Here is an 8,032-nt window from a genome sequence, read left to right as displayed (position 1 = left end):
CTGGAGGACGGCCATCTGGAGTTGGATAACAACCGGAGCGAGCGGTCAATCAAGCCGTTTGTAATTGGTCGCAAGAACTTCCTGTTTGCCAACACCCCACAGGGTGCGAGGGCGAGCGCCATCGCCTACAGCCTGGTGGAGACAGCCAAGGAGAACGGGCTGGACCCGTATTTGTACCTGGAATACCTGTTCGAGCGGCTACCCAACATCCGAACGGATGACCGGGCAGCGATGGACGCGTTGCTCCCGTGGTCAGATCGCCTGCCGGAACGAATCCGGAGACGTGGAAAAAAAGGATAGCATGAGAAATCGCCCCGCTGGGTCTCCTGGCGGGGCTGATTGTTGTCGTCCATGACTGTCGCACGACGGTTGGAGAAACGCAAGGTGTGGGGGCTTTGACGCTTACGATCATGAGTGCGGCGTACCCCGAGTTCGCGTATTGCTCTGCCCACAGGACCAGTCCGTTTCCTCCCAGCCAAAGGCAGCCAGCGGTGATAGCCAGTACCCATGCGTCGCGTCCGGTGATCCGCATCGGGTGACGCCTGGCAGCGGCCCATGCAAAGAGAATGATGCCTGCCATGAGGACGCGTATTGCTCCCGTTGTGAATGGAGAAAATCCGTGGGTTCCGCTGACCGCGACTCGCATCGCGACATACGTGCTGCCCCACACGACGTACAGGATCAATAAATGGATGATGCCTCGATTGAGGAATGATATGGGCAGCGCTCGTTCGTTCACTCAGATTCGCCTCCTATTCTCTGTGTTGGTCGTAACGCTACACAACAAATGTGAGGAAAAGATTATATAATTACATAAACTCTGAGCACAAATCACAAAATGACTCGGGCTGCGGTTCGCACGGGAAGGGTTCATTGCCTTTTCCACCATGGGCCTTTGTTGACTCTTTCCCATGAGATTGTTTTCTTGGATACAAGTTAAAATCGGACCGTTCCTTGGCTGCACATGCCGTCCTCTCGGGGCCGCGGTGGCCAAGCCGAAGCCCCCGCGGTACAATCGGGTTGGTGACCATGCACCTGCAGGCATGACAGAGGGGGTGGCCTCCGTCGAACGGCGTCGGCTCAAACTGTGTGCGATGGTATGCCTGTGGATGCTGCTGACCATCGTTTTCTTCCCGTCCGGCGAGGCGGCCGCCCAGCCGGCCGTGTCGATGTCGACGGTCGTCGGATTTGGCGGGTATTACAAGCGAGACGATTGGGTGCCGGTGCGCCTGACGCTGCACAACCGTGGACAAGCCGTCCAGGCCCAGCTGCGGGTGGATGTCCATTTTTCCGTCGGACCCCAGCGCCTGGCGGACGGGGTGTTGCGGTGGGATGTGCGTCTGCCTGCTGCCACCAGCGTGGACAAGCTGATTGCGGTGCCCGGCGAGGCGGTCAGCGAGGGCGCGGTGGTCGAGTGTTTTGTGAACGGACAGGTGATTGCGGCCGCAAAGTTGACGGGGACGCCCCTCGGCCAGGTCACACTGGTGGCCGCACTCTCCGCGCAGCCGCAGGCGGCCCAGTTCCTCACCGGCGCCACCGACGGGCCGGGCGGGAACCCGGTGTTGCCGCTGTCCGTGCGCCCCGGAACGCTGCCTGCGGGACCGGACCTGATGAGCGGATTGACCGCCGTCGTCGTCACGCCGGACGTGTTGGCCCGGCTGACGGAGGACGAGGCGAACACGTTGGCCAACTGGGTGAAGATGGGCGGCGTGTTGATGGTGACGGGAGCGGGCCACGCGGGAGCCCGGTGGGACACTTGGCTGCCGCTTGCGCCCGGACCTGCGGCACCGCTCAACGGTGCGGAATTGGCCGCCCTGCTCGGCGACGCCGTGAGCCCACCGGCGGGAGTGACCGGTGCCCGCGCAACGCTCCGGGCAGGTGCCGAGATCTGGGCCGGGACGCCCGCGATGCCGTTGGTCGCCACCCGTACCGTGGGCCGCGGCATCCTCGTGCAGACGTCGTTCTCCCCGCTGCAGCCAGGGCTGGCGACTTGGTCCGGCAACGCGGCGCTGTGGACGACCATTCTCGGGCGTGCCAACGCCCATGGGCGCGCGTTTCCGAATTTCTTCAACCCCAGCCAGGCGCTGTCTCTGGCGTCCGCGAGCACGTCCTTGTCGCCGTTGCGGATCCCGTCGCTCGGCTTCTGGGCGATGGTGTTCGCCCTGTACGCGCTGTGCATCGGTCCGTTGGTGTTCGTCGCCTTGCGGCGGCGCAAACGCGAACCCTGGGCATGGCTGATTCTGCCTGCCCTCAGTGTGATCACCACCGTGGCCATCTACGGGGTGGGCGCCTCGCAGCGCCCTGCCGGCGTGCTCACCGAAGGGGTGGGGGTGCTCGATCTCGCGGGCGACGGCGATGGCCACGCCTACGGCATCCGGGCCTTCATGTCGCCGCAGGTCATATCCGCCCGGCTGGTGACGCCGCAACCGATGCTGGCGATGCCCCTGGCCGAGCAAAACGTCCGGCAGATTGGGGACGCCGTGGTCGACTACGGGCAGCGGGCGGTGTCCGACATGCGCGACATCGGACGGTGGGGGGTTCGCTACCTGTACACCGCCGGCATGGTGCATGACCAGGGAGAACTGGTCCTCGCGCTCACGGCGTCCCAAGGCAACCTGTCCGGCAGCGTGCACAACGGCACGCCGTACAACCTGCACGGGGTGGCGGTGTGTTGGAACGGGCGCCTGTACCCGGTCGGGGACCTGAAGCCGGGCCAAACCGCCTATCTGCCGGGTACGGTGATATCGCCAAACGGGGGTGGCGGATACCTGTCCGCGTACGCGGCGTACAATCGCGATCTCTCGCGCGGCATCGGGCGAACCCTGGTCAACTACGCTTCGACGGCGGGGTTGTTGAACGACTCCAACAGCGTGGACCAGGCGTTGGTGGTGGCCACCGTGACGGCGGCGGACGGCCCCCAGCTGCCCGCGCTGCCGCCGCTTCGGACCGCACAGCGCGTGGTGTCCGACCAGACGCTGATGCTGGTGCGCCAGTTGGCGGATGTGGCGGTGTACCCTGCGGCGGAGGTGACGCCGATTTGATTCAGACCGAGAACTTGTGCAAGCGGTACGGCAGGCATCTGGCCGTCCGGGACCTCAACCTGTTCGTCCGCCGCGGCACCGTGTTCGGTTTGGTGGGGGAGAACGGAGCCGGCAAGACCACCACCCTGTCGGTCCTGGCGACGTTGACGACGCCCACCTCCGGGCGGGCGTACGTCAACGGCTTCGAGGTGATGGGCAACCCCGCCGGCGTCCGGCGTTCCATCGGGTACATGCCGGACAGCTTCGGCGTGTACGACGATATCAGCTGCCAGGAATACCTTCAGTTTTACGCCGAGTGCTATCGGGTGCCGCGGGCGGTCGCGGAGGCGCGGTGCCAGGAGTACCTGGATTGGGTCGGACTGGCGGACCAGCGGGACACATATGTCAACCACCTGTCACGCGGCATGCAACAGCGCTTGGAGATCGCCCGCTGCCTGATGCATGACCCGCCGGTGTTGATCCTCGATGAACCGACCTCCGGCCTCGACCCGCGATCGCGCATCGAGGTGCGCCAGGTCCTGAAGCGGCTGCGGGAGCTTGGCAAGACCCTGATCATCAGTTCACACATCCTGCACGAGCTGTCGGAGGTGGCGGACGAAATCGGCATGATGCGCCGCGGAGAACTGATTGCGGTGGCGTCGGTGGAGGTGCTGCGCAGCCACACGTCCGCGTACCGCCGCCTCCACCTGGCCGGCGACGCGGATTTCGCGCGGTGGTCGGCCGTACTCCGCGAGGATCCACGGGTGATGGACGTGCATCCTGCCGCCGGCGGAGTGGAGGTCCTGTACGCCGGAACCGTCCTGCAGCAGGCGGATCTGCTGGCGCGGCTGGTTCGCGCGGGCATCGCGGTCACCCAGTTCGTGGAGCAGCCGACCGATATCGAGGCCTTGTTTCTTCGGCTGACGGAGGAGGGGCTGGCGTGATCCGCAATCCCCTGTTGCTCAAGGAGTTCCGCCAGCGCATGCGCACGGCGCGCGCGCCCATCGTGGTGTTCGGGTACGTGTGCGGGATGGCGCTGTTCACCTTTTTCCTGCTGTACGAAAACGTGCAGGGCCAATTGACGCTGCTGTTGCCGCAGCGAAGCGAGCAGGTGTTTCTGACCCTGAGCTTGGTGCAGATGACGGTCGCCGGGTTTCTCACGCCGGCGTTCGCGGCCGGTTCCATCAGCGGAGAGCGGGAGCGGAGGACCCTGGCGGTCCTGTTGACGACGCCACTCTCGCCCTTCGGCATCCTGGCCGGCAAGATCCTCTCGTCGACCGCGCTGCTGGTGCTGCTCCTGGTCGTCACCTTGCCGCTGTACAGCCTGGTGTTTCTGTTCGGCGGCGCGGTCCCGGGCGAGGTCGTGGCGGTTTTCGCGTTCCAACTGTTCACCATCCTGGTCATTGCGGCGCTGAGCGTGTGCTGGTCGACGCTCGTGCTGCGCTCCGGATGGAGCACCGTGTTGTCGTACGCGACCGTGGCGTGGATGCTCGTTTTCACCGGGGTGATGGGGTACGGCCTGCAGTTGGTGGCCCAGCGCTATCCTCTGGATCAGTTCTTGGCCGGTTGGGGATCGTTCCTGCTCAGCCTGAATCCGCTCTGGGTGCTGGCATTGTTGGAGGCTGCCGTCACGGGTCCGCCGCACGCCTGGGCGTGGTTCTGCCTGGTGTACGGCGGGCTCTGCGTGATCTTGATGACGGCCAGCGTCTGGCGGTTGCGGCCTCAGGTGCTTCGATTCCTGCCCTTGCGCCCGGAGGCGGACGAACGGGATTACCAGTGACCGCCCGGCCAGGCGTGACGCCGGAGGATGGCGCTGGAGGACGGGGCCGGCTGCGGACCGATGCGCGGTGGACGCATCCGAGTGCCATCCCGGCGTCCAGCCACGCTTTCCTTTTTCCCTGACCCGTATTACAATAAAATCGTTTTGTGAATGAAACATCAACAGGATAAACAAATCGCTTGAACGGGGAAGTGGGGGCGGAACATGCGCGCTCGGCAAATCCTGATCATCAACGTGATTGCCTTGATTGTGGTGGCAGCTGCGTTGGTCGGAGGGTACCTGTACTTTTACAACCAGAACAATTACGTCCGTGAGGAAGACGCGTATGTCTCCGCGGACACGCGCTACGTGGTCGGCACCGCGGCGGGCAAGTTGACCCGTTGGAACGTCAGCGAAGGGGCGGCCGTCCACCAAGGGGACACCCTGGGACAGGAGACCCTCCCGACGGGGCAGTCGGTGGCCATCACGGCGCCGATTGACGGCGTGGTCCTGAAGAACGCCGCCATCCAAGGCGAGGTGGTGGCACCCGGCATGGTATTGGCCGCCATCGGGGATCTCGATCACGAATACGTGATCGCGAACATCAAGGAGTCCGATGTGCGCAACGTGAAGGTCGGCCAGTCGGTGGATATCTACATCGACGCGTATCCCGGCGACACGTTCTCCGGGACGGTGGAGAGCATCGGCGCGGAATCGGCCGCGGAACAATCGCCGTTTCCGAGCCCGACTTCCACCACGTTCACGAAGGAAGTGCAGCGGGTGCCGGTCAAGATCTCGCTGTCCGGTCAGCAGGGCAAAGACATCGTGCCGCAAATGAACGCGACCGTGCGGATCCACAGGAATTCCGGCACCTGATGGGTGACCGGCGGCCGGTGCGGAAGACGGAGGTGAGTGCATGCCGACCACGCTGTTGGCGGTCGTCGCCCTGGCGTTGATAATCCTCAGTGCCTGGGTGTGGATGAATGTGTTGTGGGTCCGCCGTGCGCGCGAGCGGCGCGCGGCAGACCGGTCCGCCCAGCGGGCGGATGCCCCGGATGCGGATACAGGCGATGCGGACAAGGAGCGAGGAGCCGCCTCGGCGTCGCACCTCGAGGCGGCCGCTGGCGACGATGCGACGCGTGCCGTGGCCGCGGCCGATGCAGAGGGGGACGGGTGGGATCCCCGCCCGACCCAGGTGGAGGTCCTGCAGGACGGCGATACCGGCCCACGGCGGCGGGTCTTCGAACGACTCAAACTGCCCTTTGTGCTCAACGGTGCCGGCGTGCCGGCATTCACGTCGGAGCCTTGGATGGCGTGCTTCACCCGCCTCACGGAGGACGCGCGGGTGTTGGGCTGGATTGCGTTCCAGGGCGAGACCCTGGGCGCCGCCGACCGAGACTACGAACCGGGATTTCTCGACGTGCTGCGCACCTATCGGCGGACGGTGGAACGCGTCCGTGAGGAGGTCGGCCTGTCACACGTGGTGGAGACTTCCATCACCGGTGACGAGGGGAAGGTTTGGTTTCTGACGGGGATCGACGACACCTGGTTCGCCCTCTTTGTGGAACGGGAGACGGACGTCGACGAATTGAGCCGGCGGCTGTTGTCGGCGGTGACGGAAGTGGCGCCGCAGGCGTGAGGTGCGCCTCCGCGGCAACGCCGGCCGGAGAAACGGGCAGGGCGGAATACACGGACAGGGGGACGCGTACAGTGTAGGGACATGCTGTGCGCGATGGCCTGGGCGCACCCTGGGGAGGGGTAGCATGCAGATCGCCCTGTCCATGCTCCTGGCGTTGGCGATGATCCTGTTCGGGGCGGAACTGTTCACCAATGCGGTGGAATGGCTGGGTGCGAAACTGCACCTCGGCCAAGGGGCGGTGGGCAGTGTGTTGGCGGCCCTGGGGACCGCCTTGCCGGAGGCGGCGGTCCCGGTGGCCGCCATCCTGTTCGGAGGCGGCAGCCGGGCCGCGGAAGAGGTCGGCATCGGCGGGATCCTCGGGGCCCCCTTTTTGCTGGTCACGCTCGGCTCCGCCATTGTCGCCATCTCCCTGCTGCTGGTCCACCGGCGTGCGAATGACCGCACGCATCTGGCGGTGCAGCGGCAGGCATACCAGCGGGACATGACCTACTTCCTGGTTGCGTACGCCCTGAGTCTAGTGGTCGGTTGCGTGCAGAGCGAATGGGTGCACAAGGTGGCACCGATGGTGCTCCTCGGTGCCTATCTGGTGTTTGTCGTGCAGACGATGCGGGACCGATCCCTCCAGGGGGCCCATGCGCATCTCGCGCCCCTGTATCTGCAGTGGAAACAGCCGCAACCCGGCGGGTTCGCGGTCCTCTTCCAGCTCGTCGCGGCCCTGGCCATGATTGTCGGCGGCGCGCAGCTGTTGGCCGCCGGGGTGGAGCGCATCGCGGTCTGGTTGAACATCCCCCCCTTCGTCCTGTCGGCCTTGCTGATCCCTTTGGCGACGGAGCTGCCGGAGACGCTCAACAGCGTCGTGTGGATCCGGCAGGGCAAGGACGCCCTGGCGATGGGCAACATCACGGGGGCCGTGGTGTTTCAGAGCACGTTGGTTCCCGCCCTCGGCATCTGGCTGACGGGGTGGAACCTGACCGAGCAAGCGATGTTGACCGGAGGGCTGACGCTGGCGGCCGGGGCGCTCGTCTTCGGCGCCTTTCGGCTGAGAGGCCGGGTGACGCCGAGCGTCCTGTTCGCAGCGTCCCTGTTGTATTGGATTCTGCCCTTGCACACGGTCGCCGTGCGGTACGGCGTCTTCTCCGCCTATTGGCTCGGGTGGGCCGTGGTGGCCGGGGCGATGACGGCCCTCCTCGGCGCCGGATGGTGGCGCGGAGGGTGTGACGCCGCATAACGGATGTGTTACAATAAAATCTGCCTCTTGCAGGCAGGAGGAGGATGACCATGGCAAAAGAAGTCACGGACGCGACCTTCGCGGCGTTTGTGCAGTCGGATAAGCCGGTGCTGATTGACTTCTGGGCGACCTGGTGCGGCCCATGCCGGATGATGGCGCCGGTCATCGAGGAGATCGCCGAGGAGTACGCCGACCGGCTCGAGGTGGGCAAGCTCGACGTCGACCAGAACCCGCAGACGGCGAGCCAGTTCGGCATCATGAGCATCCCGACCCTGTTGGTGTTCAAGGACGGACAGGTGGTCAAGCAACTCATCGGTTACCGATCCAAGGCGGATCTGGTCAGCCAACTGGCCGACGTCCTGTGAGGGCGGATTCCGAATCGCGGA

8 protein-coding genes and 1 pseudogene are annotated in these 8,032 nt (G+C 65.2%); 8 read left to right on the top strand and 1 reads right to left on the bottom strand.

All coding sequences use genetic code 11. The features are described 5' to 3' along the window. The coding region (locus tag BM357_RS12455) for a transposase domain-containing protein (RefSeq protein WP_139234642.1) at positions 1–300 on the top strand (300 nt) is incomplete at its 5' end. A 118-nt stretch (positions 301–418) separates the two neighbouring features. On the opposite strand, the pseudogene BM357_RS20730 reads toward BM357_RS12455, so the two are convergent. Beyond that, a pseudogene (locus BM357_RS20730) lies at positions 419–739 on the bottom strand (EamA family transporter); the annotation flags it as partial. Between the two features lie 304 nt (positions 740–1,043). On the opposite strand from BM357_RS20730, the gene BM357_RS12445 reads away from it, so the two are divergent. The 7 genes from BM357_RS12445 (at position 1,044) to trxA (ending at position 8,011) form a co-directional block, all read left to right on the top strand. Continuing rightward, on the top strand, positions 1,044–3,041 hold the full coding sequence (locus BM357_RS12445) for a hypothetical protein (RefSeq protein ID WP_139234703.1): 1,998 nt from the start codon (positions 1,044–1,046) through the stop codon (positions 3,039–3,041). Further along, positions 3,038–3,964 carry an ABC transporter ATP-binding protein gene (locus BM357_RS12440; RefSeq protein WP_074953802.1) on the top strand — a complete coding sequence of 309 codons (927 nt, stop codon included), beginning with the start codon at positions 3,038–3,040 and terminating at the stop codon, positions 3,962–3,964. Before BM357_RS12445 ends, BM357_RS12440 begins: the two co-directional genes overlap by 4 nt. After that, positions 3,961–4,800 carry an ABC transporter permease gene (locus tag BM357_RS12435; RefSeq protein ID WP_245783980.1) on the top strand — a complete coding sequence of 280 codons (840 nt, stop codon included), beginning with the start codon at positions 3,961–3,963 and terminating at the stop codon, positions 4,798–4,800. Before BM357_RS12440 ends, BM357_RS12435 begins: the two co-directional genes overlap by 4 nt. Positions 4,801–5,004: 204 nt before the next feature. Then, complete coding sequence (locus BM357_RS12430) at positions 5,005–5,655, top strand: efflux RND transporter periplasmic adaptor subunit (RefSeq protein WP_074953799.1); 651 nt, start codon at positions 5,005–5,007, stop codon at positions 5,653–5,655. A 40-nt stretch (positions 5,656–5,695) separates the two neighbouring features. Next, positions 5,696–6,418 carry a hypothetical protein gene (locus tag BM357_RS12425; RefSeq protein WP_074953796.1) on the top strand — a complete coding sequence of 241 codons (723 nt, stop codon included), beginning with the start codon at positions 5,696–5,698 and terminating at the stop codon, positions 6,416–6,418. A 124-nt stretch (positions 6,419–6,542) separates the two neighbouring features. Continuing rightward, positions 6,543–7,646, top strand: a complete 1,104-nt coding sequence (locus tag BM357_RS12420) for a sodium:calcium antiporter (protein ID WP_074953793.1) — start codon at positions 6,543–6,545, stop codon at positions 7,644–7,646. A 50-nt stretch (positions 7,647–7,696) separates the two neighbouring features. Beyond that, positions 7,697–8,011, top strand: a complete 315-nt coding sequence (gene trxA / locus BM357_RS12415; protein WP_139234702.1) for a thioredoxin — start codon at positions 7,697–7,699, stop codon at positions 8,009–8,011. Positions 8,012–8,032 lie beyond the last annotated feature (21 nt).

The organism is Paenalicyclobacillus macrosporangiidus (assembly GCF_900116805.1).
GTDB lineage: Bacteria > Bacillota > Bacilli > Alicyclobacillales > Alicyclobacillaceae > Alicyclobacillus_H > Alicyclobacillus_H macrosporangiidus.
The sequence above is the reverse complement of the archived record's forward strand: the minus strand, read 5'-3'. Positions and strand labels throughout refer to the sequence as shown.